The sequence below is a fragment of the Sphingomonas sp. Leaf17 genome (assembly GCF_001421505.1).
Classification (GTDB): domain Bacteria; phylum Pseudomonadota; class Alphaproteobacteria; order Sphingomonadales; family Sphingomonadaceae; genus Sphingomonas.
Genome location: NZ_LMKL01000006.1, coordinates 307194 through 333692 on the forward strand (window position 1 = coordinate 307194; position 26499 = coordinate 333692).

Here is a 26499-nt window from a genome sequence, read left to right on the forward strand (position 1 = left end):
GGGGTGCGTATCGTCAAAGATACTGCCAGTTCCGTTGCCTGACACCGGCGGGGGCAAGACGAATGGCGGCGGTTGCCCCCGGTCCTTCACGCGGGCGGGAGTCCAGAAACCAGCAGAACACCAGCCTGCGGTACGCGAAACCCTGGCCCCCGCCTGCGCGGGGGAACTGCATGTGATTTTACACGGCCATAGCCTGCGGAACGACTAGCCCTGTCTTCGGCAAGACCTTGATTACACACTGCCCCCCCCAAAAAAAGGGCGGAGAAACAGCCCCCGCCCTCTTGGGCCAGCGTCAATACATGTGCTGGCCGCCGTTGATGCTCAGTGTCGATCCGGTGACGAAGCCGCCCTCTTCCGAACACAGGAAGGCGACGCCGCGCGCGATCTCGCTGGCCTGGCCCAGACGCCCGACTGGGATCTTGGCGACGATCTTTTCCAGCACGTCGGCCGGAACCGCCGCGACCATGTCGGTGTCGATATAGCCCGGCGCGATCGCGTTGACCGTCACGCCGGCGCGTGCGCCCTCCTGCGCCAGCGCCTTTGTAAAGCCGTGGATGCCCGACTTGGCGGCGGCATAGTTGACCTGGCCGTACTGGCCGGCCTGGCCGTTGATCGACCCGATGTTGACGATACGGCCCCATTTGCGCTCGCGCATGCCCGGGAACACCGCTTTCGCCATGTTGAAGCAGCCGCCAAGGTTGGTATCCATGACCTCCTTCCACATCTGGTAGGTCATTTTCAGGATCGTGCCGTCGCGGGTGATGCCGGCATTGTTGACGACGATGTCGACCGGCCCCAGCTCCTCGGCGACCTGCGCCACGCCCGCCTGGCAGGCGTCATAGTCGGCGACGTCCCATTTGTAGGACTTGATCCCGGTACGAGCGGTGAACTCGGCCGCGCGCTCGTCATTGCCGGCATAGGTCGCGGCGACGGTCACGCCCATGTCCTGCAACGCGAAGCTGATCGCCTCGCCAATTCCGCGCGTACCGCCGGTGACGATTGCTACCCGTGCCATAGTCTCTCTCTCCCAAGGTTTCCCCTACGGTTAGAGAGGCTTTACCCAGCCTTCAAGCTCTGTTCCGATGATGCGGCGCAGCATTCGTATACCGGTTTCGCTGTCGTTCAGGCACGGGATATAGGCGAAATGGCTGCCGCCTGCGCCCGTGAAGCTCTCGCGGCCCCGGATCGCCAGCTCCTCCAGCGTTTCCAGGCAGTCGGCGGAAAAGCCGGGCGCGAAGATCGCCACGCGCTTCGTACCGCTGCGCGCCAGATCCTCCAGCGTCGTGTCGGTTGCCGGCCCCAGCCATTTTTGCGGGCCGAAGCGCGACTGGAACGCGATGGTCACGGGCTTGCCAAGCGCCTCGGACAACAGCCGCGCGGTCTTCTGGCAGTGGCAGTGATACGGGTCGCCCAGCGCCAGCGTCCGCTTCGGCATGCCGTGGAAGCTGGCGATCAGCACCTCCGGCACGAAGTCCAGATCGGCAAGCCCCCTCTCCACCGACTCCTTCAGCGCGTCGATGTAGCGCGGGTCGTCATAATAGGGCGGCAGGGTGCGGATCGCCGGCTGCCACCGCTGTTTCGCCAGATGCGCGAACGCCTTGTCGTTGGCAGTCGCGGTCGTCGCCGCGCAATATTGCGGATAGAGCGGGGCCAGCAGGATGCGCTCGCACCCCGCATCCTTCATCGCCTGCAACCGTTCGGCGATCGCGGGCTTGCCGTAGCGCATCGCCCAGTCGACCAGCACGGTCGGCCCGAACGCATCCTTCAGCGCGGTCGCCTGCGCGCGCGTGACGGCGGCAAGCGGCGAGCCGTCGTCGGTCCAGACCTGCGCATAGGCGTGCGCCGACTTTTTCGGCCGGGTGTTCAGGATGATCCCGCGCAGGATCGGCTGCCACGCCAGCGCCGGAATCTCGACCACGCGCCTGTCGGACAGGAACTCCCCCAGATAGCGGCGCACCGCCTTTGCATCGGGCGCGTCGGGCGTGCCGAGGTTCATCACGAGCACACCGATTTTCGGCGCGGGGACGGGCGGGTGGTCGGCGGGAAGGTTCATGGTCCGGTCCTAGCGCCCCCCCGTTCGCAGCGGAAGCGTACGGATGCGATAGCCCGTCGCGGCGCGCAGCGCGTTGGCGATGGCCGGCGCGACCGCGGGTACGCCGATCTCGGATACGCCGCCGGGGGCCTCGCCGCTCTGGATCAGCTCGACCGTGATGTCGGGTGCGTCGGCCAGTCGCGGCAGCGCCAGCGCGTCGAACCCGCGCGCATCGGCCAGACCGCGCGTGATGCCGGTGCTGGCCCCCAGCGCCTGGGCCATGCCGAAGATCAGCCCGCCCTCGATCTGCTGGCGGACGATGTCGGGGTTGATCGCGCGGCCGCAATCGACCGCCGCGACCAGCCGGTCGATGCGCGGCGACTGGCTTTCGTCGATATGCGCCTCGGCCAGCACCGCGACCCGGCTGCCGCGAAACCGGTGCGCGGCGATGCCCTGTCCACCGCCGGCGACGCCGCCGTCCCAGCCACCCAGTGCGGCGGCGGTCGACAGGCAGCGCGCGAGCCGGGGGTCACCGCCCAGCATCCCGATCCGGTACGACATCGGCTCGACGCCTGCGACATGCGCCAGTTCGTCGAGGAAACATTCGGTGAAGAACGCGGTCAGGGCGTGCATCCCGCCGCGCAAATGCCCGGTGGTCAGGCCGATATCGGCGGGATGATGGTCGATCGCATAGGTCGGCATGGCATAGGGCGGCAGTGCGCCGGCCACCGCATAGGGGTCTCCCGTCCGCCCGCCGAGCGCCACGTCGGTATAGGCCCCCGGCATCAGCCGCCGCGCAAGGTCGTGGCCGGTCGCCGGCGCCGCGATCCTCGCGCTCCAGCCAAGGATCCCGCCGCCCGGGGCGAGGCGCGCCGCCATCCGCGCCCTGGCAGGCGGGCGGAACCGGTCGTGGAGCGATGCCTCGCCCCGGCTCCACACGACGCTGACCGGGCGTTTCAGCTTCACCGCCAGCACCGCCGCCTGTTCGGCCGCGTCGTTTTCCAGACCGGCCCCGAACGACCCGCCGGCCTGCATGACATGGACGACGACCTGCCCTTCCGCGATGCCGGCCGCGCGCGCGGCGGCGGCGCGGGCCTGTACCGGGGCCAGCGTCGGCAGCCAGAGTTCCAGCCGCCCCTCGCGGTACTGCGCGACCGCCGCCGGTGTCTCGATGGCGGCATGGACGCCAAGGCCGACGGTATATTCGGCGGTGACGATCGTGGCCTGGCGGAACACCGTCGCCAGGTCGCCGGCCTGCGCCATGCGGATGCCGGGCGCGTCGAGTGCCGCGTCCAGCGCGCGGGCGATCGACGCATCGTCGATCACGACCCCGCGCGTGGCGAACCGGGGGGCCAGCGCGTCCAGCCCGCGCTGCGCCGCCCAGCTCGTGACGCCGGCGGCGGCGACCCAGCGATCGGTTTCGACCACGCTCACCATGCCCGCCACCCGGTCGGCGGCGGCCCGGTCGACCGCCACCAGCCGGCTGTCGCCGATCGGCCCGGCGCGCACCGCGACATGGATCATGTCGGCCAGGCGGATGTCGGCGGTGAAATTGGCCGACCCGTCGACCTTCGACGGCGCGTCGAGCCGGGGCACCGGCCGCCCCGTCAGCGCGCCCGCACCCTGGGTACCCAGCGGCAACGGGTCGGGCAGCGTGCCGCCCGCCGCCGCGTCCGCGATCTCGCCGAAGCGGATCCGCCGGTTGCCGTTCACGACGAAGCCGGCAGCGACGGTGCAGGCGGTCCAGTCCACGTCCCGCCCCTCTTCGGCCCAGCGCGCGGCGGCGGCCTTGCACAGCAGCGCGCGCGCGCCTGCCCCCGCACGCCTGCACCCATCCTCGAACATCCTGACCGAGCTGGACGCCGCCGTCAGCATCGTCGCGGTCCGCGTCGCATGGGTGGCGCGCACCCCGTCCGGCATCCGGTCGAACGCGCCCTCGAACAGGTCATCCAGTCCCAGCGGATTGGCGTAGAGCGGGCTGAGCGGCGCGGGTTCCACCCCGACCGTGCGCCAGTCGGCCCCCAGTTCGTCGGCGACGACCTGCGCCAGCACGGTCCAGATGCCCTGGCCATGTTCGGTCTGCGGCACCGCGACGGTGACGTGCCCGTCATGGCCGATCTTCAGCCACGCGCCATAACCGGTCTCACCCGGGTTCAGCGTCACGCTCGGCGCATAGTCGCGCGGCCACAGCCCCCAGGCGACGACCAGCCCGAGTCCCGCCCCGCCGCCGATCAGCAGCCTGCGCCTGTCGATCCATCCATCCGCCATGACGACCCGCCTAAGCGCCAAACCGCGTTACGGCAACGCCCCCAAAACCGGGGTCTAGGCCGGGACCGGACCCCGCCGGTCGGCAAGCCAGGCCTTCGCCTCGTCCAGCGTCATGAACACACGCAGCCGGGGATGCACCAGCGTCCGTTCCGCCTGCAACTTGTTCAGGTGGCTGCCGACCACCACCGCGGCGTGGCCGGGCGTCAGGGCCATGCCGCCGCGCATGATGAGCGCCAGCCCGTCGGCGACGTCGTTGGCCTGCACCGGAAAACCGCGCGAATCGACCAGCACGTCGAACGGCCGACCGGCGGCATGGGCGTCGCGCGCGCGTCCGCCAAGGGTGGCGGCCAGCACGGGCACTTCGTCCGGCGTCAGGAACCCGTCGATCGTGATCGTCAGCAAACCCGCCGTCTCGTCGATATCGACCATCAAATCGTCCCGTGATCCGTCATGACATGACCGCCGGCATCAGGCGGCGAGCCGCGACTGGTTCCGCCCATTGTGCTTGGCGGCGTACAGCGCGGTGTCGGCGCGGTGGAGCAGCAGGTCGGCGGTATCCTCGGGCGTGAACAGCGCGATGCCGATGCTGGTGGTGACGCGCGGTGCGCCCGGTCCGCCGCCACCGGCCTGAATCGCGGTCCGCACACGTTCGGCCACGGCCATCGCCGCTTCCGGCGTCGCGCGGGGCAGCAGCAGCACGAACTCCTCGCCGCCGAAGCGGCCGACCGCATCCGTCGCGCGCAACGCGGCTTCGGTCGCGCGTGCCACCCGGCACAGCACCTGATCGCCGACCGCATGGCCGAACGTGTCGTTGATGCTCTTGAAATGGTCGATGTCGAAGATCGCGACCGACAGGGCGCTGCCGTCCCCGCGCGCGACCTCCATCGCCCGGTCGATCAGGTGCAGGATCTTGCGCCGGTTGGCCAGACCGGTCAGCTGGTCGGTTTCCGCCATGATCGTCGCCGCGCTCGCCACCCGCTCGGCGGTTTCGCGCGCGTCGGTCAGCACCCGTTCGACCTCCATCTGCGCGCTGACGTCCTGGATCAGGCCGAACAGGCCGATCGCCGAATCCTCCGACGAATAATCCCGCTCGCCGCGCGATACGACGAAACAGACCGACCCGTCGGGCCGCACGATCCGCGCCTTGAACTCGAACGGCAGTCCATCGGCCAGCGCCTGTTCGACGATCCGGCCGACCCGGGCCTGATCGTCGGGGTGATAGGCGTTGACCGCCTCCTCGAACGCCGGGGGATTGCCCAGTGGCAGACCGTGGATGCGAAACACCTCGGGCGACCAGAAGATCTCGCGGCGCACCGTATCGACGCGCCAGTGGCCGATCTGCGCGGCCCGTTCGGCCAGCGACAGCAGCCGCAGCTTTTCCGCCAGCTCGACCTGCAACCGGTTGCGCCCGGCCAGCAGCGCGGCGGTCGGCAGGGCGGAGGCGAACAGGGTCAGCAGGTAGAATTGCAGGAACAGGACCTGCATGTCGCGCCCACCCGCCACCAGGGTCGGCGGCCCCTGACCGAACGCCAGCGCGACCGATCCGACGACCGCGACGACCAGTATGCCCGCGACCGCGCCGATGGTGCCCAGCCGGAACACCGCCGCCCCGATCGCCATCATCGGCAGGAACAGGATGGGCAGCGCCGATTGCAGGAACGTGGCCGCCGCGACTCCGGCGACCAGCGCCAGCATCAGCATCGCCTCCACCGGGCGGATGGTGCCCAGCGTCCGCTTGCGCGCGCGCCACATCTCCGCCGACAGCAGGACCATCGGCGCGACCAGCAACATGCCCAGCAGGACCGTCGTCAGCCACGACAGGAAAAACCGCACCGACGCGCCGTGCGTGGTGATCGCGACGACCACCGTGGCCAGCACCGCGCTGACGATCGCGCCGGCCGCCGCCGACCGGCCGAAGGCGATGACGCCCGCCGGGTTGACGAACGACACGCGCGGGCCGCCGGGCCGGCGCAGCAGCGCCATGGCCGTCCACGCCTCGGCCAGATTGGCGACCGTGAAGCCGACCGCATTCGCCACACCGTTGCCGGCGAACAGGTTCGCCGCCAGGCTGGCCACGCCGGCGGCTACCATGCAACCGGCCATGGCGCGACGGCGCACCAGCAGCAGTACCGCGAACAGGAAACCGCTTGGCGGCCACATCGTGGCGACACCGTCCGCCCCCCGGGTCAGGTAGAGCGAGACCATCGCGGTCGCAAAATAGGACAGGCCAAGCACGACGGACCAGATCAGCCCGGTAAAGGATGCTTCGGACGCGTCATGGGCACGGTCGGGATCGGAGGCCATGGTTACCGTATAGGGAAATTCGGGTTAACGCGGTACTACCACCGCACCCGATCCGCGCGGCCGATGCGCCAGCGGACCGGCATGGCGCGGCGGCGACCCGTGGTTTTGCGATGGGTCGAGGGCCGCGCGCCCCCTTCCCCCGTCCGCGCACGCTTGCTAAGGCCCGCGGGACGCCACGACTTTCAGATCCCGAAACGCGCCCGCGCAGGCCATTCGCGCCTGCCTTCCCCCCGCGCCTTTTCGGGATATTCGCTCAAGGGAAGGACCCATATGACCGCGATCGGCCAGGACACGCTCTCCACCCGCACGACGCTCGACGTCGACGGCAAGACCTATGACTATTTCTCGCTGCCCAAGGCGGCGGAAAAGCTGGGCGACATCTCGCGGCTTCCCTTCTCGATGAAGGTGCTGCTGGAGAACATGCTCCGGTTTGAGGACGGCAAGACCGTCACCATCGAGGACGTACAGGCGATCATCGACTGGCAGAAGGATGCCCGCAGCGACCGCGAGATCCAGTATCGCCCCGCGCGCGTGCTGATGCAGGATTTCACCGGCGTCCCCTGCGTGGTCGATCTGGCGGCGATGCGCGACGCGATCACCAAGCTGGGCGGCGACGCGGCCAAGATCAATCCGCAGGTGCCCGTCCACCTCGTCATCGACCATTCGGTCATGGTCGATGAATTCGGCACGCCGCAGGCGTTCCATGATAACGTGGACCTGGAATATCAGCGCAACATGGAACGCTATGAGTTCCTGAAGTGGGGATCGAAGGCGCTCGACAATTTCTCGGTCGTGCCGCCGGGCACCGGCATCTGCCACCAGGTGAACCTGGAATATATCGGTCAGGCCGTCTGGTCGTCGACCAACGAGACGTCGACCATTGCCTATCCCGACACCCTGGTTGGCACCGACAGCCACACGACGATGATCAACGGCCTGGGCGTGCTCGGTTGGGGCGTCGGCGGGATCGAGGCGGAGGCCGCGATGCTCGGCCAGCCGGTGTCGATGCTGATTCCCGAAGTAGTCGGCTTCAAGCTGACCGGCGCGCTGAACGAGGGCATCACCGCCACCGATCTGGTGCTGACCGTCACCCAGATGCTGCGCGCCAAGGGCGTCGTCGGCCGCTTCGTCGAGTTCTATGGCCCCGGCCTCGACACGATGACGCTCGCCGACCGCGCGACCATTGCCAACATGGCCCCGGAATATGGCGCGACCTGCGGGTTTTTCCCGATCGACGATAAGACGCTGGACTATATGCGCCTGACCGGTCGCCCGGACGAGACGATCGCCCTGACCGAGGCCTATGCCCGCGCACAGGGCATGTGGCGTGAGGCCGACGCCGTCGATCCGATCTTCACCGACACGCTCGGCCTCGACATGAGCACCGTCGTCGCCAGCCTTGCCGGACCGAAGCGCCCGCAGGACCGGGTCAGCCTTGAGAATGTCGACGACGTCTTCAACGGCGACCTGTCCAAGCTGTACAGCCGTGACGACGCCAAGCGTGTCGCGGTCGAGGGCGCATCGCACGACATCGGCGACGGCGACGTCGTGATCGCGGCGATCACCAGCTGCACCAACACGTCGAACCCAAGCGTCCTCGTGGCCGCCGGTCTGGTGGCACGCAAGGCGCACGCCCTTGGCCTGACGCCGAAGCCGTGGGTCAAGACCTCGCTCGCCCCCGGTAGCCAGGTCGTCACCGACTATCTCGACAAGGCCGGGCTGACCGCCGACCTGAACGCGATCGGCTTCAATCTGGTCGGCTATGGTTGCACCACCTGCATCGGCAATTCGGGTCCGCTCGCGGCACCGATCTCGGCGGCGATCAACGGCAACGACATCGTCGCCGCATCGGTCCTGTCGGGCAACCGCAACTTCGAGGGCCGCGTGTCGGCCGACGTCCGCGCCAACTTCCTCGCATCGCCGCCGCTGGTCGTCGCCTATGCGCTGAAGGGCACCGTCACCACCGACATGGTGTCGACCCCGATCGGCCAGGGCAGCGACGGCAACGACGTCTATCTGCGCGACATCTGGCCGACCAACGCCGAGGTCCGCAGCGTGATGGACGCCAATATCGACGACGGCATGTTCCGCGCGCGCTACGGCAACGTCTATCTGGGCGACACCAAGTGGCAGGCGATCGAGGTCACGGGTTCGGATACCTATGCCTGGCCGCCCGCATCGACCTATGTCGCCAACCCGCCGTACTTCGAGGGTCTGGAGATGACGCCGGCGCCGGTGCAGGACATTCGCGACGCCAAGCTGCTGGCGGTGCTGGGCGACTCGATCACCACCGACCACATCAGCCCGGCAGGCTCGATCAAGGCGGATTCACCGGCCGGCGTGTTCCTGCAGGAGCATCAGGTCGCCAAGGCCGACTTCAACAGCTACGGCGCGCGTCGCGGCAACCATGACGTGATGATGCGCGGCACCTTCGCCAACATCCGCATCAAGAACGAGATGGTCCCCGGCGTCGAGGGTGGCATGTCGCGCTATGGCCAGGAGGTCATGCCGATCTATGACGCGGCGATGAAGCACAAGGCCGACGGCACGCCGCTGGTCGTGGTCGCGGGCAAGGAATATGGCACTGGATCGTCGCGCGACTGGGCGGCCAAGGGCACCAATCTGCTGGGCGTGCGCGCGGTCATCACCGAATCGTTCGAGCGGATCCACCGGTCGAACCTGGTCGGCATGGGCGTCCTGCCGCTGCAGTTCGCGGACGGCGTGACGCGCCAGACGCTGGGGCTGACCGGCGACGAAACGTTCACAATCACCGGCGTGGCGGACATCCGCCCGCGTCAGGACGTGACGGTGGAAATGACCCGCGCCGACGGTTCGACCGAAACCTTCCAGACGCGCTGCCGGATCGACACCGTCAACGAGCTGGAATATTTCCTGAACGGCGGCATCCTGCAGTACGTGCTGCGCAACCTGGCGGCCTGATCCGCCAGCGCGCGCGTCCTGAACGAAAAAGCGGGGCAGTCCGAATGGGACGCCCCGTAGTTCAGGGAGGGCCGCGACGGGGGGATGTGCGGCCTGTCGCGGATCATGGATGCGCGATGTTACAGGACCGTGTCAGGCTCCGGTCGCGCTGTCCGGGCACCCCGACGACGCCGTTCATCCTGCTTTGACACGACACCCGGAACATAACGCGCCATTTGCCGGCCGTTACGGCTAGGATCGCGGAATCAAGGTCGGGGAGAGAGTGTGTGAAAAAGCCGCAGACGGTGGCGAAGCTGACCGAGCTTGGCCGGGTCCAGCTGTCCGATACGTTTTTCCTGCGCGATTTTCTCTATTCGGACATTGCCGCGATCCACGGCCTGTCGAACATTCCCGACGATCCGGATCTGGCCATCGCCGCCGGTACGCGACTGTGCCAGGATCTGCTGGAACCGTTGCAGGATGCGTTCGGGCGACTCGCGATCCGATCCGCCTATCGCTCGGCCGAGGTGAACGCACTGGGTGCTGCCAAGGGCTATAACTGCGCGTCGAACGAGCGCAACGCGGCGGCGCATATCTGGGACATGCGCGATTTCGCCGGGCACATGGGCGCGACCGCCTGCATCGTCGTGCCACGCTTCGCCAACCGCTTCACGGGGCCACAGGACTGGAAGAAGCTGGCGTGGTGGATCCACGATCATCTGCCCTATGCGACGATGGAATTCTTTCCCGTCCGTTTCGCGTTCAACCTGTCGTGGCACGAAAAGCCGTCGCGCATGGTCTACAGCCACATCCCCGAATCGCGCGGCTATCTGACCAAACCGGGCATGGACAATCACGGCGGCGACCACCGCGCGGAATGGGCGGATATCGTCGGCTGATCGCGCGTCGTCAGTCGAACGCGGCCCCGGCCAGCATCGCGACGATCAGGATGACCAGCATCGGGATGGTGAGTCGCCGCTTGCGCACGAACAGCAGCGCGACGAGAATCGGCAGGGTCAGTGCCTCAAGCAGCAGCGCCACGGTACCCGGTTCGGGCGCGACCGCCGTACCCGGCGCGGCGCTGCCTTCCAGAATACCGAACGAAATCTGCATGATGAAGCTGATCGCCAGCATGCCGCCGGCAACCACGCGAACGTGCCGCGCATAATGATCGTCAAGGTCGGGGCAGTCGACGATATCATCGGGGAACACCAGGCCGGCAATCAGGTAATAGCAGCCGACCAGTACAACGGCGACGAACAGCGTCAGCTGGTTCACCGGAATGATCGCCCGGTTCTGATAGGCATCCATCCAGAAGGTGGTCAGATCAAGCAGCACGACCACGCCCAGAAGCGGCACCTGCCAGCCGATCCGCGTCCGCCCCCGATGCCGCAACAGGCGGGAAAAGCCGCCCAGCACCTCGGTGATCGCCATGCCCAGCACCAGGCCGTACAGACCGAACGCCATGTCGAACAGGCTCATCGCTTCCCCCGGACTACCCCAAGGCTTCGGCCCTTAGCGATGGTCGATGGCGGGAGATATCAAAAAGGGGCCGACATGAAAAAGGGGCCGGCACCTCCAACAGGAAGGCACCGACCCCACCCCCGATACGCTACGCGGGGGATACTACTGCCGGCTTACCGCCGGCAGTAACCGGGTGAATCGGAGCGGTCGATCGCACGGCCCGCAAGGGCACCCGCACCACCGCCAAGAATCGTGCCGAGCAGGCGGTCGCCACGCCCGGCAACCGTGTTGCCAAGCAGGCCGCCGGCGATCGCGCCGATGACGGTGCCGCCCGTGCCGTTGTCGCAACGTTGGCGCGACCGGTCATAGCGGTTCCGCGCATAGCCGCGACGGTCGCTGTAGACGCGCCGATCATCATAGCGCCGGTCGTCGCGGTCATAGCGATCGTACCGGTCGTTCTGATAATAGCCACGCTGGGCCATCGCGGGGGCGACGGGAACCAGGGCGGTGGCGCTCATGGCCATGGCGACGGCGGCGAATGACAGCTTCTTGAACACGACGCATACTCCCTTTCGAACTCTGTTTCGTCGGCGGTGGCCGGGGCCGTTAGGTCCAGGAGGCTCGCCGTCGATGCAGCCTGTATGGCGCAGGCGCATTGACCCGATACTGAATGCACTCGTTATCCGCTGTTCATGCTTCCCGTGACGTCGATCGCCTCTATGACGCGGGCCATGCGGATATTGCCCATTCGGATTTTACCTCTTCGGATAGTCGTCGTCGTCCTGCTCGTGCTGACCCTGGTCCCCGGCTGGTCCGGTGAGGAACGGCTGGCGCTGCTCGGCACGCGGCCGTCGATGACCGCGACGCGGGTGGTGCTGGACCGGCGCGATCCGGCCCGGACGCGCGTCGGCGGCCTGACCTTTCAGGGTGGCGTGATACTGGGCAGTCGCGATTCCGGATTCGGCGGATTTTCCGCCCTGAACGTCACCGGCGACCGCTTCACCCTGCTCAGCGACGGCGGCAACATCGTCCAGTTTCACATGGGGGCGGACTGGCAACCGCATGGCCTTGCCTTTGCCAATCTGCCCGCCGGCCCCGGCCTGGGCTGGGAAAAGCGCGACCGCGACAGCGAATCAATGACGGTCGATCCCGCCACCGGCCGGATCTGGGTCGGGTTCGAGGGGTATAACGCGATCTGGCGCTACGCCGCGGGCTTTGCGCGGGCCGAACGACTGGCGGTGTCGAACGCGATGGCGCGATGGCCCGACAATGGCGGTCCCGAATCACTGGTCCGCCTGCGCGACGGCCGATTTGTGACGATCAGCGAGGAAGCGCACGTTTCGCGAAAATGGTGGCGGGGCAGCGACCGCGACCGGCTGCGCACGCGCGAGGGACTGGTGTTCGCCGGCGACCCGACGCGCGATCCGCAGATCGCCTTCCGGTTCGCCTATGTCGCGACCGGGCGATTCGATCCGGCCGACATGACCGAACTGCCGAACGGCGACCTGCTGGTGCTCGACCGCGCTTTTGCGCTGCCGTTTCGCTGGTCGAACACACTGTCGATCGTCCGGCGGCAGGATATCCGCCCGAACGGCGTCGCGCGCGGCCGCCGCATCGCGACGATCGCGGCACCGCTGATCAACGACAATTTCGAGGGCGTCTCGGTGACGCAGGAACGGGGCGCGACGATGATCTGGATCGTGTCCGACGACAACCAGCTCGTCCTGCAACGCACATTGCTGCTCAAGTTCAGGCTCGACTAACCCTGAAACGGCCATACGCAGCGCAAGGGGCGATCGCACGCGGACACGCGAAAACCCGCCTTCCCATCATGGAAGGCGGGCTTTCGTGCCGTCAATAGACGCAAAGCCGATCAGGCGGCGACGCTGATCTTCTTCACAATGTCACGCTTCAGGCGGCGCGCGCGCAGCGACAGCTTGTCCTCGCTGGTCTTCACCAGCCAGTTGTCCAGACCACCGTTGTGCTCGACAGAGCGCAGGCCGGCGGTCGAAACGCGCAGGCGCACCGAACGCTCAAGCGACTCGGACATCAGCGTGACGTTCTGCAGGTTCGGCAGAAAGGTACGCTTGGTCTTGTTGTTGGCGTGGGAGACGTTGTTACCCACCTGACGGCCCTTGCCGGTCAGCTCGCAGATGCGCGACATTGTTCTTACCTTGTGTTTCGGGATTGCCCGGAAAGGCCGCGCGGATAGCCGACACCACGCGCGGCGTCAACCGATTCACCCGAACAGCCTATCAAACGCGAACGGTTCCGCGCGTCCATGCAACCCATGTCTGTACGCCTGCGTTGTTACGCCATCGGACCGATTCGGTAAAAGGGGAATCTTCATGCGCACGTTTCTGGTACTCATCGGCATCGTCCTGCTCGCCGGCGTCGCCGCCATGCAGTTCGGTATCATCAACATCGACCAGACCCGGGCCGGCGTCGTTCAGGCCCCGAAGTTCGAGGCCAACGTGGCCAAGGTCCAGCTTGGCACCGAACAAAAGACCGTCGCCGTTCCGACCCTGTCGGTGGAAAAGCCCGGCAATACCCAGTAACTGTCTGACCGACCGGTTTTGACTGGTCGACGGGCGACGGGCAGGGGGTGACGATGTTTCCCCTGCCTGATCCAATGCGTATTGCCCTGAACGCCGCCGCAGAGGCCGCCGGGAATGGCGAAGTGCCGGTCGGCGCGGTCATCGTGCGGGCCGGCCGTATCGTCGCTGTGGCGGCCAATGCGCCGCGCCTGTTGTCCGATCCCACCGCCCATGCCGAAATCCGCGCAATTCGCGAGGCCGCACGGCTGCTGGGCCGGGACCGGCTAGAGGACTGTGACCTGTGGGTAACGCTGGAACCGTGCGCGATGTGTGCGGGTGCCATCGCTCACGCCCGGATCGCACGGCTCTATTACGGCGCGGCGGACATCAAGGGTGGCGCGGTGGAACACGGACCCCGATTTTTCGGCCAGCCGACCTGCCACCATCGGCCTGAAATTTACGCGGGCATCGGCGAAACCGAGGCAGCGGATTTGTTGCGGACTTTCTTTGCCGCACGGCGACCGTGACCAAAGCGCAATGAGGATGCGTTAAGCGTTAATCCCCACCATTACACGCTCTGCTTCCCCGTCTTTGCGGAAGAACAGGCACCGGCATCGATCACATTTCATCCAATCGCATCCCCGGTCCAGCCGTCATCCCGGGTTCGAGCCGGGATGACGGAGGAGACGGCAGGGTTTGGCATCAACGGCGGTGAATATCGCCTTCCCTGCCGGATCGTCTTCAGCGCAGGTCGGTCTGCGCGATCGGGACGATCTTGATCTCGACACGGCGATTTGCGGCGCGACCGGCATCGGTATCGTTCGGCGCGATCGGCTGGGTTTCGCCGTAACCGCGCGTGCCGATGCGCGCGGTCTGCACGCCACGACCCGCCAGATAATCCGCAACCGACGTCGCGCGACGCTCCGACAGGGTCTGGTTGTACGCGTCGCTGCCGGTCGAATCGGTGTGGCCGTACACGTCGATATAGGTCTGGTTGTACTGGGCCAGCGTGTCGGCGACCTGATCCAGCGTCCGCTGGAACTGCGGCGCGACGTTGGCGCTGTCATAGGCGAAGGTGATGCCCGACGGGATGTTCAGCACCAGGTCGTCGCCCTGGCGAATCACCTGCACGTCGGTGCCGGCGGTGCGGGCGCGCAGGTCGCGCTCCTGCTTGTCCATGTACGCGCCGATGCCGGCCCCTGCGAGGCCGCCGATGCCCGCACCCAGGATCTTTTCGGTCCGGTCGCGCCGGCCGCCGACCAGATCGCCCAGCAGATAGCCGCCCAGCACGCCGCCGATCCCGCCGATCGCGGCCTTGGACAGGCGACGCTCGCCAGTGACGGGGTCGGTGGTGCAGGCGCTGGTGGTGACGAGCGCGGCCAGGGCGGCGGTCAGCATCAGGCGGGTGGACGTCTTCATCGGTTGGAACTCCCCTTTTTAGGTCGAAACTGGCCGGATAACACGGTGCGGCGGGTCATTGTTCCACCTGCGCACTGAATACCCGCTGACAGAACGGTTGTCGTTGCGGCGAAATGACGGCAAAGGATGCTGCAAGCCAATGGCACCGCTTCCCCCCTTCCCCTGGATCGACGTCGCGATCATCTTCGCCCTCGTCGCGCTGAACGGCGTGTTCGCGATGAGCGAACTCGCGATCGTGTCCGCGCGCAAAGCCCGGCTGGAGGCGATGGCCCGTGCCGGCAAGGCCGGCGCGCGGGCGGCGATGGTGCTGGCGGCCGATCCGGGCAAGTTCCTGTCGACGGTCCAGATCGGCATCACCCTGATCGGCATCGTCGCCGGTGCCTATTCGGGCGCGAGCCTGGGCACGCCGGTGGGCGCGCGAATCGCGATGCTGGGGGTGGCGGACGAGTTGGCCTATACGATCGGCTACACGCTGGTCATCGCGCTGACGACCTTCGCCTCGCTCATCATCGGCGAGCTGGTGCCCAAGCAGTTTGCCCTCCGCGCGCCCGAGCCGATCGCGGCGTTCATGGCGATGCCGATGCGCTGGCTGGCGATCGGCACCGCGCCGATCGTCTGGCTGCTCGACGGGACCAGCGCGCTGATCTTCCGCATCCTGCGCCTCAACCGCGAATCGGAGGAGCATGTGACGGCGGAGGAACTGCACCTGATCGTGGCGGAAGCCTCCAAGTCGGGCGTGATCGAGGAGCATGAGCGCACGATCATTTCCGGCGTCGTCCGCCTTGCTGACCGGCCGGTGCGCGAAGTGATGACGCCGCGCACCGAGGTCGACTGGATGGACATCGACCTCGATGCCGACGGCATCCGAACGAAGCTGCTGGCGACCTCGCACACCCGCCTGCCGATCGCCGAAGGATCGGTCGACGCCTGTGTCGGCGTGGTGCAGGCGCGCGACATCGCCGCCGCGCTGTTTCGTGGCGAAACGCTCGACCTGCGCCGGCTGATGCGGAAAGCCCCCGTCGTGATCGACCGGATCGACGCGATGGACGCGCTGATCGCGCTGCGTCAGGCCGAAGTGCCGATGGCGCTGATCCATGACGAATACGGCCATTTCGAGGGGATCGTGACGCCCGCCGACCTGCTCGCCGCGATCGCGGGCGAATTCGCGTCGGACACCGACCCCGACGACGCGCCGTCAATCGTGGTGCGCGACGACGGGTCGCTGCTGGTCGCCGGCACCACCGCCGCCGACACACTGGCCGAACGGCTCGGGATCGACCTGCCCGAGGACCGCGACTATGCCACCGTCGCGGGCCTTGCGCTGGCCGTCTTCCGCCATTTGCCGGGCGAGGGCGAGAGCTTCGTCGAACAGGGCTGGAAGTTTGAGATCGTCGATCTGGACGGCCGCCGCATCGACAAGGTCCTCGTCAGCGAGGCGTAAGGCCCTACCCCGCCGACCGCTTCAGCAACGCCATCCGCAGGCATTCGCAGACCACCGCATCGGTCTGGTTCAGCAGGCGGTGGCGGAAGGTCACGATCCCCGCCCCGGGTCGCGACCGGCTGTCCTTCAGCGCAACGACCTCTGTTTCGGCGCGCAGCGTGTCGCCGATGAACACCGGGTTGGGCATCACGACCTTGTCATAGCCAAGGTTCGCCACCAGCGTCCCCAATGTCGTGTCACCGACCGACAGGCCGACCATCAGCGCGAACGTAAAGGTGCCGTTGACGAGGATCCGGCCAAACTCCGACGCCTTCGCCGCCTCCGCATCCAGGTGCAGCGGCTGCGGATTATGCGTCATCACCGTGAACAGCAGATTGTCGGTTTCGGTGACGGTCCGGCGGATGTCATGCGCCAGCACGTCGCCGACGGTCCATTGATCGTAGAAGCGGCCGGCCATTATCCCTCGTCCTTCGCGATGCGGGCGAGCAGCAACCCGTCATTGACCTGCGCGCCCGTCACCGCCGCCAGTTCGGCGACGACACCGTCGAACGGCGCGACCAGCGCATGTTCCATCTTCATCGCCTCCAGCGTCAGCAGCGGCTGCCCCTTGCAGACGCGGTCGCCCTGCGCCACCGCAACCGCAATGATCCGCCCGGGCATCGGCGACAGGATCGACCCGTCGCCAGCGGCGGCCCCGCCCGCCAAATCCACCCGCCAGCGCGTGACCGGCCAGCTTTGCCCGGCATCGGTCAGCAGGACCGACTCCATCCCCGACCCGACCCGCGGGCCAATCGCGGTTTCGACCGGTGTGCCGTCGACCAGCACCATCGCCCGCTCGACCGGCGCGGCGTTCAGGCGAAAGCCCGGCAACGCGGTCGCCCCCAGCAGCCGTCCGGTCGCCTGCGCCAGTACCGGCGCAGGCGGTGCATCCGCCGGCATCATTGCGCCCCCGGCCCGCGCGATCAGCCCGGTATCCATCGTGCCGGCGACAAAATCGGGATGCGCCAGCGCCTTGACCAGAAATCCGGCATTGGTGCGCAGCGGCCAGATGACGCTGCCCGCCACCGCGTCCGACAAGGCTGTCCGCGCCGCGTCGCGGGTGGGGCCGTGCGCGATCAGCTTGGCGATCATCGGGTCGTACCAGGGCGAAATCTCGCCGCCCTCGTCAACGCCGGTGTCGACGCGGACACGCCCGTCCAGCGCGAACCGGTCGAGCCGGCCGATCGACGGCAGGAATCCCTTGGCGGGATCCTCGGCATACAGCCGCGCCTCCATCGCCCAGCCAGTGATCGACAGATCACCTTGCGTCATCGGCAACGGCTCGCCCGACGCCACCCGCAACTGCCATTCAACCAGATCGACGCCGGTGATCGCCTCGGTCACCGGATGTTCGACCTGCAACCGGGTGTTCATTTCCATGAACCAGATGCGGTCGGCGCGCAGGCCATCGCCATTCTCAAGGCCGGCGTCGGCGATGAACTCGATCGTGCCCGCGCCAACATAGTCGACCGCCTTGGCCGCGCGCACCGCCGCCGCGCAGATCGCGTCGCGGGTGGCGGGGTCCATGCCGGGGGCGGGTGCTTCCTCGATCACCTTCTGGTGACGACGTTGCAGCGAACAGTCGCGCTCGAACAGATGAACGACCTGGCCGTGGGTGTCGCCGAACACCTGCACCTCGATATGGCGCGGGTTGGTGATCCATTTTTCGAGCAGGACATGGTCGTTGCCGAAACTCGCCGCCGCCTCGCGCCGGCACGATGCCAGCGCCTCGGCGAAGTCGGCGGGGGCGTCGACCTTGCGCATCCCCTTGCCGCCGCCGCCGGCCACCGCCTTGATGAGCACGGGATAGCCGATCGCCGATGCCTCGTCCGCAAGGCGTTCGGGCGACTGGTCCGCGCCCTGATAGCCCGGCGTCACCGGCACGCCCGCCGCGATCATCCGCGCCTTGGCCGCATCCTTCAGCCCCATCGCGGTGATGCTGGCCGGCGGTGCGCCGACCCAGACCAGACGCGCGTCGATCACGCTTTGCGCGAACGCTGCGTTTTCCGACAGGAAACCGTAGCCGGGATGGATCGCCTCCGCGCCGGCCTCACGCGCGGCGGCGATGATCCGGTCGCCGAGCAGATAGCTCTCACGCACCGGGGCCGGGCCGATATGCACCGCCGCATCGGCCGCACGCACATGCAGCGCATCGGCATCCGCATCGGAATAGACCGCGATCGTTCGGATCCCCATCGCCTTTGCGGTACGGATGATGCGGCAGGCGATCTCGCCACGATTGGCGATGAGCAGGGACTGGATCATGGGTTTTCGTCCACCGTCAAAACCTCCCCGGAACGGGGAGGGGGACCAGCCGAAGGCTGGTGGAGGGGTTGGCGCGCTGTACAGGATAGCAGGATGGCACGAACGACGCCGTCCAGATCGGTCAGCACATTGCGCGCGGGAATGCGGAGCGTCTGGAAGCCCAGAGCCGTCAGTCGCCCATCACGAATGGGTGTATCACCACAAGCATGGGTTTCGCCGTCGATTTCGATCGCGAGCCTTGTGGACAGACAGGCGAAGTCGAGGCTGTAGGCGTCGATCGGATGTTGCCGGCGGAACTTGAAACCGCCGGGCCGGGTACGAAGGACGCGCCACAGGACGACCTCTGGGAGGTTGCCGCTTCGGCGCTCGCGGCGGGCGAGATCAATGACCTTTCGACTCGTGGCAAACACCCCTCCACCATCCGGCTGCGCCGGACGGTCCCCCTCCCCGTTCCGGGGAGGTATTGGCGGTGCACCCACCCCCCTCACATCCGGAACACGCCGAAGCGCGCGCCCTCCGCCACGGGCGCGTTCAGCGATGCCGCCAGGGCCAGACCCAGAACGTCGCGGGTCTGCGCGGGGTCGATGATGCCGTCGTCCCACAGGCGGGCGGTGGCGTAGTACGGACTGCCTTCCGCCTCGTATTTCGCGCGGACCGGGGCCTTGAACACCTCGGCCTCTTGCCGGGTCCAGGTCGCAGCGTCGCGGTGGACGGTGGCCAGCACGCTGGCCGCCTGCTCCCCACCCATCACGCTGATCCGCGCATTGGGCCAGGTAAACAGGAAGCGCGGGGAATAGGCGCGGCCGCACATGCCGTAATTGCCCGCGCCGAAGCTGCCGCCGATCAGCACGGTGATCTTCGGGACGCTGGCGGTCGCGACCGCGGTGACCAGCTTGGCCCCGTTCTTGGCGATCCCTTCGGCCTCGTACTTCCCGCCGACCATGAAGCCCGAGATGTTCTGGAGGAACAGCAGCGGGATGCCACGTTGCTGCGCAAGTTCGATGAAATGCGCGCCCTTGACCGCGCTTTCGCTGAACAACACGCCGTTATTCGCCAGGATCGCGACTTTCATGCCGTGGATCTCGGCAAACCCGCATACCAGCGTGGTGCCGTACAATGCCTTGAATTCGTGGAAGCGGCTGCCGTCGACCAGCCGCGCGATCACCTCGCGCACGTCATAGGGCGCGCGGACGTCGTCGGGGATGATGCCGTACAGGTCGTCGGCCGGGTAGAGCGGCGGGGCCGCATCCGGGTCGATCGCCGGGGCACGATCGGCGGGCAGCGTCGAGACGATATCGCGCACGATCGACAGCGCGTGGGCGTCACTGTCGGCGACATGATCGACCACGCCCGACCGCCGTCCGTGCAGGTCGCCGCCGCCCAGATCCTCGGCGCTGATGACCTCGCCGGTCGCCGCCTGCACCAAAGGTGGCCCGGCGAGGAAGATCGTCCCCTGCCCGCGCACGATGACGCTTTCGTCGGACATGGCGGGGACGTACGCGCCGCCGGCGGTGCAGCTGCCCATCACGCAGGCGACCTGCGCGATGCCCGCCGCGCTCATCTGCGCCTGATTGAAGAAGATGCGGCCGAAATGATCGCGGTCGGGAAACACCTCCGCCTGGTTGGGCAGGTTCGCGCCGCCGCTGTCGACCAGATAGACGCACGGCAATCGGTTCTCGGCGGCGATCTCCTGCGCGCGCAGATGTTTCTTCACGGTCAGCGGGTAATAGGTGCCGCCTTTCACCGTCGCGTCGTTGCAGACGATCATAACCTGCCGCCCGGACACCCGGCCGACGCCGGCGATGATGCCCGCGCCGGGCACGTCGTCGCCGTACAGGCCGCCTGCGGCAAGCTGGCCGATCTCCAGAAACGGACTGCCGGCGTCAAGCAACTGCCCCACCCGGTCGCGCGGAAGCAGCTTGCCGCGCGCGACGTGCTTGGCGCGGGCGGCGTCGGACCCGCCCCGTGCCGCGTCCGCCACCGTCACCCGCAGCGTTGCCGCGAGTGCACGGTTGTGCGCGGCGTTGGCGCGGAACCCATCGCTGTCGCGCACGACCGTGGTGGCAAGGACCGGACCGCTCATGCGCCGATCAGCTCCCGCCCGATCAGCATCCGGCGGATTTCGTTCGTCCCCGCGCCGATATCCAGCAATTTGGCGTCGCGCAGGAAGCGTTCGACCGGCCAGTCCTTTGTATAGCCCGCACCGCCCAGCGCCTGCACCGCCTCGCCCGCCACGCGAAACGCGTTCTCGCTGGCCAGCAGGATCGCGCCGGCCGCGTCGAACCGCGTCGTCCGGCCCGCGTCGCAGGATTTCGCGACCGCATAGACATAGGCACGCGCCGAATTCAGCGCGACGTACATGTCGGCGATTTTGGCCTGGATCAGCTGGAACCCGCCGATCGCCTGCCCGAACTGTTTCCGCTCGCGCACATACGGCAACACCACGTCAAGGCATGCCTGCATCACGCCCAGCTGGATGCCGGCCAGCACGGTGCGCTCGTAATCCAGCCCGCTCATCAGCACGCCGACGCCACCGTTTTCCGGCCCCATCACATTGGCCTCGGGCACCTCGCAGTCATTGAAGACCAGTTCGGCGGTCGGGCTGCCGCGCATGCCCATCTTGTCGATCTTCTGGCCGATCGCGAAGCCGGGCATGTCCTTTTCGATCAGGAACGTGGTGATGCCGCGACTGCCCTCGCCGGTCTTGGCATACACGACCAGCGTATCGGCCTCGGGCGCGTTGGTGATCCAGAACTTGGTGCCGTTCAGGACATAGCCGCCCTGCACACGATCCGCCTTCAGCTTCATCGAGACGACATCGGATCCCGCCCCGGCCTCCGACATGGCGAGGCTGCCGACATGTTCGCCGGAGATCAGCTTGGGCAGATATTTCGCCTTCTGCTCCGGGCTGGCCCAGCGCGCGATCTGGTTGATGCACAGGTTGGAATGCGCGCCGTACGACAGGCCGACCGAGGCCGAGGCACGGCTGACTTCCTCACAGGCGATGACGTGTTCGAGATAGCCGAGGCCAAGCCCGCCATCCTCCTCGGCCACCGTGATGCCGTGCAGGCCAAGGTCACCCATTTCGGTCCACAGCGCGCGCGGGAACCAGTCGTCGGCGTCGATCTTGGCCGCGATCGGCGCGATCCGGTCGGTTGCGAACCGCTGTGTCGTGTCGCGGATCATGTCGGCGGTGTCGCCCAGCGCGAAATCGAACATCCGTCTCTCCTGTTTTGCCGCAAGGTAGCGCGTTCGCGGACCGGATGAAAATTGAATGATGCGACGTGACGCTATAGATACGGTCTATGATAGACCGGTATCAGCTGCGCTATTTCCTGGCCGTGGTCGACCACGGCAATTTCTCGCGCGCGGCCGAACGCTGCAACGTGTCGCAACCCACGCTGTCGGTCGGCATCGCCAAGCTGGAACGGTTTCTGGGCGCGCCGCTGTTCCTGCGGTCGAGCCAGCGGGTCGAGCTGACCCCGGCGGGTTCGCGCTTCCTGCTGCACGCGCGGCGGATCGAGGGCGAGTTCAACCAGGCGTTGCAGGCGATGACCGACATCGGTCCTGCCGCGTCGGTGCTGCGGATCGGCGTGCTGCGCAGCATATCCGGCGCGTTGCTTGCGCGGGCGGCGGCGGGGATGCGCGCCGCCGATCCTGCCGCACAGGTCGAACTGGTCGAGGGCAGTGAGCGCGAGTTGAACGGCCATGTCGCGCGCGGCCGCGTCGATTGCGCGCTGACGCTTGTGGAGCGCGGTGGCGACCGGTTCCTGGAGCAGCCGTTGTTCGAGGAAGGCTATGCGCTGGCGCTGCCCGCCGATCACCCATTGGCCGGGGAAGCGGTGGTCGCCGCCGAATCGCTCGCGGACAACACCATGATCGTGCGGCGGCACTGCGAGATGCTGTCCGATACCAGCCGCCATTTCATCGAACGCGGTGTGCGGCCGCATTTCGCCTATCGCGCCACCAATGACGAACGGGTGATGCTGCTGGTGGCGGCCGGGCTGGGCGTCACGGTCATGCCGGAGCGGCATCGTCATCCCGGCTTGACGCGGCCAAGGCTGGCGGGGTTCGACGCGCGACGCACGGTCGGGCTGATCTTTGGCGCACAGGCCGAGCATCTGGCCGGCGGCGGCGCGCCATTCCTTCACGCCTTACGGATGGCGGCCGCCCTGCCGGTCGACGACGGGGCGGCCTGACCACCGGTCAGTCGTGGCGGCCGTGGATCGCCCAGGCCAGCGCATAGGCACCGATCGCTGCGGCGGCGGCCCAGAGAACGGGGCTGTCCTCGACCGAGGCGCGGACGGCGACCCCGCCACGCTGGGCGGCATCCTTGGCCTGCTCCGCCGTTGCGCGAAGCTGCGCGCCGCCGCGATCGGCCAGCGTCGGCGCATCGTCGATCGCGCCCCGCACCGCGTCCTTGACGGCACCATAGGCATGCTGCGCGCTGCCGGCGATCTGGTCGACGATGCCATCGGCCTGCCAGCCGGGCTTGCCGGCGATGTTGCCCGCGCCCTGCTCGATCTTGCCGGTGACGTTGCGGATCGTGCCCTTGAACTGGTCGTCGTTCATGATGCGGTTCCTTGGCTGCGGGGTCGGCCGCGCATGGGCCGATCCTGGTTCAGCCCGATAAACCGTCGCGCCCGCGTAACGTTCCCCCACCGGCAACGCGCCCTCAGTGCGCCATCCTCAATGCGCCAAAGTCAGTGCAGCGGTGATCGCCACGCCCGCCGCCCCGATCGCCAGCGCAATCCAGCGCCCGGCGCGCGTCACCGCCAGCGCGACCGGATCGGCGGCGGGGTCGGGCCGCGCGGCCTGTGCCCGGTCCTCCAGCAGCCGGACTGCGGCCCGCACCAGACGCGGCGCGTCGTCACCGACCGCCGCCAGATCCCAGGCAAGCGCGGTTGCGATCGGTCCCCAATGGTCGGGCGACAGCCGTTCCTTCGCAATTCGCAACGAGGCGCGCCGGACCGCCGCCGTCATGTCGAACCCGGGACAGATCCGCGCCAGCACCCCGTCGATCGTCACCAGCGCCTTGAACAGCAGCAACAGGTCGGGCGGCAGGGTCAGCCCCTCGTCGCGCATCAGCGGCAGGATGTCGGCGACGACCGCCGACAGGACCAGCGGCCCGCCGCCATGCCGCGCCGCCAGACGATCGGCGGCGGCGGCGATCCGGGCGGGCGGGACATCGGTCGGCTGCGACCAGCGCGTGAGAATATCCGCCAGCGCCGACGAGTCGCCCGCATCCAGCGCCCGGACAAAACCCATCACCTCCACCCGGCGGCGCGGCGGCACATGGCCGATCATGCCCAGATCGAGCAGCGCGATGCGGTCGCCGGGCAGGCACAGCAGGTTGCCGGGATGCGGATCGCCATGAAACCGCCCGTGGATCAGCACCATGTCCAGCACGACGTCCGCGCCCAGACCGGCGATCGCCACCGGGTCGATCCCATGGTCTCGCAGGGCCGCGCCATCGGTCGGGCGAACGCCGTCGACGAAATCCATCACCAGCAGGGTTTCGGACGTCCAGGCCCAGTGGATGACCGGCACGACCACGCGCGGATCATCGGCGAAATCGGCGCGCAACCGGTCCGCGTTGCGGCCTTCGCTGGTGAAATCCAGCTCCTCCAGCATCGCCTGCGCCAGTTGCCGGACCAGTGCCACGGGCGCGAAGCGACGCGCCTCCACGCTGGTCGTCTCGACGATCGCGGCGGCTTGCGCGATCAGCCGCAGATCGGCCTCCATGCGCGGGCGGATGCCGGGCCGGCGGATCTTCAGGACGACCGCCCGTCCCTTGCCCTGTGGCCCGTCGTGCAGGGTCGCCCGGTGAACCTGCGCCATCGACGCGGCGGCCAGCGGCGCAGGATCGAACGTTGCGAACGCGGTCTCGGGCGGCTCACCCAATGCCGCCTCGACCGCATCGCGCAGGACGCCGAAGGGCAGAGTCGGCGCATTGCTGTGCAGCCGTTCGAACGCGGCGATCCAGTCCGATGTCAGCAGGTCGCCGCGCGTGGCGAGGATCTGGCCCAGCTTGACGAAGGTCGGCCCCAGATCCTCCATCGCGCGGCGGACGCGATCGGGCAGCGCGGTGTCGTCATCCGGGTTGGAGCCGGTATCCGGGCCGTCGGTCGCGATCCCCAGCCGGTGCAGCAGCGCACCCAGACCGTGCCGGGTGGCGATGGCGACGATCTCGGTCAGTCGCTCCCGGTCACGCACGACGGCGCTCAGCGCCTTCAACATGCCCGTGCCGGCCGCCGTCCCATGGTCAGGCGCGGCTGAACGCCGCGACGGGAATGGCGATCGTCACCGTCAGGCCCTCCGGCGCCCAGTCGCGGGTGACGGTGCCGCCCAGCTGACGGACGGCGCTGAGTTCGATCAGCTGGCTGCCGAAACCGCCGGTCTTGGTCGGCGGCGACACGGCCGGCCCCCCACGTTCGCGCCAGACCAGGTCGTGCGTGACGGCACCGGTATGGATGGTCAGCGCGACCGTCCCGTCCGACGTGGAGAGCGCGCCATATTTGGTCGCGTTGGTCGCCAGCTCGTGGAACAGCAGCGCGATCGGCGTGGCCGACCGGTCATCGATCGCGATGTCGTCGCCACGGACGATGATGCGCGGACTGTCACCCTGCTGATACGCCTCGAACAGGTCGGCGAGCAGCCCGGTCAGGCTGTCCTGCTGGGCGCTGGGCTGTGACTGGGCGCTGTGTGGTCGCACGAAGTCATGCGCCCGGCCCAGCGCGGTGATCCGCTGGCGCAGGTCGTTGGCAATGCCCGCGAACTCCGGCCGACCGCGCGCGGAAAAACCGATCAGGCCGGAAATCACCGCGAAGATGTTCTTGATACGGTGACTCAGCTCCTGGCTGATGATCTCGCGTTCCTCCAGCGCCAGTTTCTGGCTGTGGATGTCGGTGCAGGTGCCGAACCAGCGCTGGATCGTGCCGTCCGGTCCGTACATCGGCAGGGCACGACCCAGCACCCAGCGATAGGTGCCGTCGCGGTGCCGCAAACGATATTCGATCGAATAGGGATCGCCGGTCGCCAGCGAGTGTCGCCACGCCGCCCAGGCCGTATCCCGATCGTCGGGGTGAAACATGCCGTTCCACGCCGCGCCATCGGTCGATCCGACCGGCATCCCGGTATATTCGTACCAGCGCGCGTTGTAATAATCATGGAACCCGTCGGGCAGCGTCGACCAGACCATCTGCGGCATGGAATCGGCGAGCGTGCGAAAGCGCATGTCGCTTTCTTCCAGCGCGCGGCGCGACTCGCGTTCGGCAATACCCTGTTCGCGCGCGGTCCGGCGGTCGTCGAGCCGGCTCATCGCCCCGCGCGCCAGCACCGCCAGGCCGCGACGCTGCATCGGCGTCAGCCCCTCGGGCCGGGGGACGCTGTCGATGACGCACAGCGCGCCAAGCGGGACACCCTCGCTCGAAACCAGCGGTGTCCCGGCGTAGAAACGGATATGCGGCGGGCCGATGACCAGCGGATTGTCGGCAAACCGCGCGTCCTGCGTGGCGTCCGGCACTTCCATGATGGCCGCGCCGTGCATGGCGTGGGCGCAGAAGGACTGGCTGCGCGGAGTCGAATCCAGTTCGATACCGCGCCGCGCGAGAAACCGCTGATATTCCTCCTCGACCAGCGAGATCAGCGATACCGGGGCTGCGCAAAGCTCGGCGGCAAAATTGACGATATCATCCAGCTCGCCGCCGGCCCGTGCACCGTCGACATCGTAGGACGCGATGACACGCGCCCGTGTCTCGGCGTCGGCAGGAGCGTCGGTCATGATGGAAGCGTGTGTCGTGTCACAATCC

Annotated in this window: 24 protein-coding genes; 7 read left to right on the forward strand and 17 right to left on the reverse strand. The window is 67.7% G+C overall.

Annotation, left to right across the window (positions count from 1 at the left end):
* Window positions 1-292: 292 nt before the first annotated feature.
* The 5 genes from phbB to ASE75_RS10495 are packed head-to-tail and all read right to left on the reverse strand — an operon-like array spanning window position 293 to window position 6604.
* Window positions 293-1015, reverse strand: a complete 723-nt coding sequence (gene phbB / locus ASE75_RS10475) for an acetoacetyl-CoA reductase (protein ID WP_055933015.1) — start codon at window positions 1013-1015, stop codon at window positions 293-295.
* A gap of 30 nt (window positions 1016-1045) precedes the next feature.
* Complete coding sequence (hemH, locus tag ASE75_RS10480) at window positions 1046-2053, reverse strand: ferrochelatase (protein WP_055933018.1); 1008 nt, start codon at window positions 2051-2053, stop codon at window positions 1046-1048.
* A gap of 9 nt (window positions 2054-2062) precedes the next feature.
* Entirely contained in the window at window positions 2063-4300 is a 2238-nt protein-coding gene (locus ASE75_RS10485; protein WP_055933021.1) for a molybdopterin cofactor-binding domain-containing protein, read from the reverse strand.
* Window positions 4301-4354: 54 nt separating this feature from the next.
* Window positions 4355-4729: an STAS/SEC14 domain-containing protein gene (locus ASE75_RS10490; protein WP_055933024.1), complete on the reverse strand. Its 375-nt coding sequence runs from the start codon at window positions 4727-4729 to the stop codon at window positions 4355-4357.
* A 39-nt stretch (window positions 4730-4768) separates the two neighbouring features.
* Complete coding sequence (locus tag ASE75_RS10495) at window positions 4769-6604, reverse strand: sensor domain-containing diguanylate cyclase (RefSeq protein ID WP_055933027.1); 1836 nt, start codon at window positions 6602-6604, stop codon at window positions 4769-4771.
* 270 nt (window positions 6605-6874) lie between these two features.
* On the opposite strand from ASE75_RS10495, the gene acnA reads away from it, so the two are divergent.
* Complete coding sequence (gene acnA / locus ASE75_RS10500) at window positions 6875-9544, forward strand: aconitate hydratase AcnA (RefSeq protein WP_055933030.1); 2670 nt, start codon at window positions 6875-6877, stop codon at window positions 9542-9544.
* Window positions 9545-9810: 266 nt separating this feature from the next.
* Window positions 9811-10422: a hypothetical protein gene (locus tag ASE75_RS10505; RefSeq protein WP_055933033.1), complete on the forward strand. Its 612-nt coding sequence runs from the start codon at window positions 9811-9813 to the stop codon at window positions 10420-10422.
* A 10-nt stretch (window positions 10423-10432) separates the two neighbouring features.
* Here ASE75_RS10505 and ASE75_RS10510 read toward each other — a convergent pair whose 3' ends face one another.
* Window positions 10433-11005, reverse strand: a complete 573-nt coding sequence (locus ASE75_RS10510; protein WP_055933036.1) for a hypothetical protein — start codon at window positions 11003-11005, stop codon at window positions 10433-10435.
* 155 nt (window positions 11006-11160) lie between these two features.
* On the reverse strand, window positions 11161-11505 hold the full coding sequence (locus tag ASE75_RS10515) for a glycine zipper 2TM domain-containing protein (protein ID WP_443025330.1): 345 nt from the start codon (window positions 11503-11505) through the stop codon (window positions 11161-11163).
* Window positions 11506-11775: 270 nt separating this feature from the next.
* Between ASE75_RS10515 and ASE75_RS10520 the strand changes: the two genes are divergently transcribed.
* Complete coding sequence (locus tag ASE75_RS10520) at window positions 11776-12750, forward strand: esterase-like activity of phytase family protein (protein WP_235512642.1); 975 nt, start codon at window positions 11776-11778, stop codon at window positions 12748-12750.
* Window positions 12751-12860: 110 nt separating this feature from the next.
* Here ASE75_RS10520 and rpmB read toward each other — a convergent pair whose 3' ends face one another.
* A complete protein-coding gene (gene rpmB, locus ASE75_RS10525; RefSeq protein ID WP_055933042.1) occupies window positions 12861-13151 on the reverse strand; it encodes a 50S ribosomal protein L28 in 291 nt (96 codons plus the stop codon).
* Window positions 13152-13335: 184 nt separating this feature from the next.
* Between rpmB and ASE75_RS10530 the strand changes: the two genes are divergently transcribed.
* Together ASE75_RS10530 and ASE75_RS10535 are read left to right on the forward strand one after the other, a co-directional pair.
* A complete protein-coding gene (locus tag ASE75_RS10530) occupies window positions 13336-13545 on the forward strand; it encodes a hypothetical protein (RefSeq protein WP_055933046.1) in 210 nt (69 codons plus the stop codon).
* 74 nt (window positions 13546-13619) lie between these two features.
* Window positions 13620-14051 carry a nucleoside deaminase gene (locus tag ASE75_RS10535; RefSeq protein ID WP_055933049.1) on the forward strand — a complete coding sequence of 144 codons (432 nt, stop codon included), beginning with the start codon at window positions 13620-13622 and terminating at the stop codon, window positions 14049-14051.
* A gap of 214 nt (window positions 14052-14265) precedes the next feature.
* Here the strand turns inward: ASE75_RS10535 and ASE75_RS10540 are convergent, their stop codons facing one another.
* Entirely contained in the window at window positions 14266-14943 is a 678-nt protein-coding gene (locus ASE75_RS10540; RefSeq protein WP_055933052.1) for an OmpA family protein, read from the reverse strand.
* 139 nt (window positions 14944-15082) lie between these two features.
* Here ASE75_RS10540 and ASE75_RS10545 point away from each other — a divergent pair, with 139 nt between their 5' ends.
* Complete coding sequence (locus ASE75_RS10545) at window positions 15083-16384, forward strand: hemolysin family protein (RefSeq protein WP_055933055.1); 1302 nt, start codon at window positions 15083-15085, stop codon at window positions 16382-16384.
* Between the two features lie 4 nt (window positions 16385-16388).
* Here ASE75_RS10545 and ASE75_RS10550 read toward each other — a convergent pair whose 3' ends face one another.
* The 5 genes from ASE75_RS10550 to ASE75_RS10565 all read right to left on the reverse strand — a co-directional run bounded on the left by ASE75_RS10550 (window position 16389) and on the right by ASE75_RS10565 (window position 21907).
* Window positions 16389-16841 carry a MaoC family dehydratase gene (locus ASE75_RS10550; protein ID WP_055933058.1) on the reverse strand — a complete coding sequence of 151 codons (453 nt, stop codon included), beginning with the start codon at window positions 16839-16841 and terminating at the stop codon, window positions 16389-16391.
* Window positions 16841-18688, reverse strand: coding sequence for an acetyl/propionyl/methylcrotonyl-CoA carboxylase subunit alpha (locus ASE75_RS10555; RefSeq protein WP_055933061.1), 1848 nt, complete (start codon window positions 18686-18688; stop codon window positions 16841-16843). Before ASE75_RS10555 ends, ASE75_RS10550 begins: the two co-directional genes overlap by 1 nt.
* Window positions 18685-19098 carry an endonuclease domain-containing protein gene (locus ASE75_RS15160; RefSeq protein ID WP_082463913.1) on the reverse strand — a complete coding sequence of 138 codons (414 nt, stop codon included), beginning with the start codon at window positions 19096-19098 and terminating at the stop codon, window positions 18685-18687. Before ASE75_RS15160 ends, ASE75_RS10555 begins: the two co-directional genes overlap by 4 nt.
* A gap of 74 nt (window positions 19099-19172) precedes the next feature.
* Window positions 19173-20771 carry a carboxyl transferase domain-containing protein gene (locus tag ASE75_RS10560; RefSeq protein WP_055933064.1) on the reverse strand — a complete coding sequence of 533 codons (1599 nt, stop codon included), beginning with the start codon at window positions 20769-20771 and terminating at the stop codon, window positions 19173-19175.
* Window positions 20768-21907 carry an isovaleryl-CoA dehydrogenase gene (locus ASE75_RS10565; protein WP_055933067.1) on the reverse strand — a complete coding sequence of 380 codons (1140 nt, stop codon included), beginning with the start codon at window positions 21905-21907 and terminating at the stop codon, window positions 20768-20770. The genes ASE75_RS10560 and ASE75_RS10565 overlap by 4 nt, the downstream gene beginning before the upstream one ends.
* Before the next feature lie 86 nt (window positions 21908-21993).
* On the opposite strand from ASE75_RS10565, the gene ASE75_RS10570 reads away from it, so the two are divergent.
* Window positions 21994-22887, forward strand: coding sequence for a LysR family transcriptional regulator (locus ASE75_RS10570; RefSeq protein ID WP_055933070.1), 894 nt, complete (start codon window positions 21994-21996; stop codon window positions 22885-22887).
* A gap of 7 nt (window positions 22888-22894) precedes the next feature.
* Here the strand turns inward: ASE75_RS10570 and ASE75_RS10575 are convergent, their stop codons facing one another.
* The 3 genes from ASE75_RS10575 to ASE75_RS10585 form a co-directional block, all read right to left on the reverse strand.
* Window positions 22895-23260: a CsbD family protein gene (locus ASE75_RS10575; protein WP_055933071.1), complete on the reverse strand. Its 366-nt coding sequence runs from the start codon at window positions 23258-23260 to the stop codon at window positions 22895-22897.
* Window positions 23261-23377: 117 nt separating this feature from the next.
* Window positions 23378-24928 carry an ABC1 kinase family protein gene (locus ASE75_RS10580; protein WP_055933074.1) on the reverse strand — a complete coding sequence of 517 codons (1551 nt, stop codon included), beginning with the start codon at window positions 24926-24928 and terminating at the stop codon, window positions 23378-23380.
* Between the two features lie 25 nt (window positions 24929-24953).
* Window positions 24954-26471 carry a sensor histidine kinase gene (locus ASE75_RS10585; RefSeq protein WP_055933077.1) on the reverse strand — a complete coding sequence of 506 codons (1518 nt, stop codon included), beginning with the start codon at window positions 26469-26471 and terminating at the stop codon, window positions 24954-24956.
* Window positions 26472-26499: the final 28 nt, after the last annotated feature.